We start from the raw sequence: 223 nt of genomic DNA, 5'->3' as shown, positions 1-223 counted from the left end.
CGTATTTGTGCAGAGTATCCTTTTGATAATGCTAAGGAACGAATGACTTCTCGTTGAGTTCGTCCATTCCCTTCTCGAAAGGGATGGAAATAATTAAGATTATCAAGAATTTTTGCTAATTGTTTAATAATCTCATCTTTTGAATTAGCAGTTTGATAATAGGTATGAATAAGGCGGTTTATATATGCTTGGGCAGTACTGAAAGATTGTATTGACATAAAAG

The 223-nt window shown here is 33.2% G+C and carries 1 protein-coding gene; it reads right to left on the bottom strand.

All coding sequences use genetic code 11. The features are described from left to right. A partial coding sequence (locus HMPREF2904_RS09220; protein ID WP_141751212.1) for a Fic family protein occupies nucleotides 1-223 on the bottom strand: 223 nt, incomplete at both ends.

Source organism: Streptococcus sp. HMSC072G04, assembly GCF_001813295.1.
Taxonomy (GTDB): domain Bacteria; phylum Bacillota; class Bacilli; order Lactobacillales; family Streptococcaceae; genus Streptococcus.
Note: the sequence above shows the minus strand (reverse complement) of the source record. Positions and strands in the feature narration are given on the sequence as shown.